We start from the raw sequence: 1,230 nt of genomic DNA on the forward strand, positions 1-1,230 counted from the left end.
GTTTGTTATATGCAAATATCACCTGTGTCTTCTTCGACATATGGGAATATACCCGGTAATACTATAACTGCGTAATCATATAGGTTTCTATGTACAGGTCGCCCTTTCAGTTCATCAAGATCAAACAGGTTATCTACATATAATTGATGCAACATTTCATTTGTAAACTCATAGTCGAAACGATGTGCTAGATTATTTCGAAAGTTGTTTAATTTTTTTAGAGAGCCTCGAATGTCCGGCGCTAAAACAGGTACACCTTTCTCAAGTTCAAAAGCTGATACCAACTCTAATTTCTTGGCGTAATTCAACCTCAAGTTTAGGATAGCGCCTGCTTTTTCCTCAAAAATTAACCGAATCAACTCATCAAGCATATTTTCAGACAGGAGATGAATACTTAAGACTAAACTCAATGGATCCGATAACTGAGATAGTTTTTGGATTGCAGGGCGAAAATGTTTGTATCTTAGCTTAACAATCTCTTTCTCTTTGAAATTATGTAACATTATTACCTCTTGCATATAACGCCTTGTTAAGGTGTGAGGCACGCAATACCGAAGTCTCTGCATACCACCTTAACCGCTAAACCTGACGCATAGCAAAAATGCCACGCGTGCCGAATCACTCTTGAACAATTTGTTATGTGCCTTTGCGAATATAGCCCCAATACACTTTGTGCCTGTCAGCCAAAGGAATGATTTTATATTTTTGAATACCAAGCAGGCACCCAACCCTTGAATGCCCCTCAACTAAATGAGGTATGCCAGATTTACCACCAAGAACATTTGCATCTAGAAATATCGGTGGAGTTAACCAAGTACCATGCTTTTTCCAATGATTGAGTACTTCCTCTCGGCAATCAATTACTGCCTCTCCGACGTCGTTGAAATGCGATGCATCTTCAGATACCTCCTCAAGGAAATCAGGAAATGAAGCATTGCTACCTATCTGCAAAAACTTCGTCGTATCAAAATCAACTAGCTCCCATTTTAGATCAGGAAGTGATAGATCACCGTAGAGAGCTAAAAAGCGACTGTTGGCATTATGATCAATATAAAACTGTTCAATAACAGAATCAGGCGCACTAACCCCATGCAGCTTGAGTAAATCGATACTCTTTTCTGTGCTATATGGATCTAGTGCAATTTTCGACAAGTCTTTATACTTCAATTTATTGCCTCAAAACTCTGGTGGCACATAACGCCCTGTTAAGGTGTGAGCAACGCAATACCG

Annotated in this window: 2 protein-coding genes; both read right to left on the reverse strand. The window is 39.3% G+C overall.

Going from position 1 to position 1,230, the window contains the following annotated elements; translation table 11 throughout:
* Positions 1 to 5: 5 nt before the first annotated feature.
* Positions 6 to 503, reverse strand: coding sequence for a hypothetical protein (locus VHA02S_RS24795; RefSeq protein ID WP_053808549.1), 498 nt, complete (start codon positions 501 to 503; stop codon positions 6 to 8).
* Between the two features lie 133 nt (positions 504 to 636).
* Positions 637 to 1,167, reverse strand: a complete 531-nt coding sequence (locus tag VHA02S_RS24800) for a hypothetical protein (protein ID WP_038899601.1) — start codon at positions 1,165 to 1,167, stop codon at positions 637 to 639.
* Positions 1,168 to 1,230: the final 63 nt, after the last annotated feature.

This window comes from Vibrio harveyi NBRC 15634 = ATCC 14126 = KCTC 12724 (assembly GCF_001591145.1).
Classification (GTDB): Bacteria; Pseudomonadota; Gammaproteobacteria; order Enterobacterales; family Vibrionaceae; genus Vibrio; species Vibrio harveyi.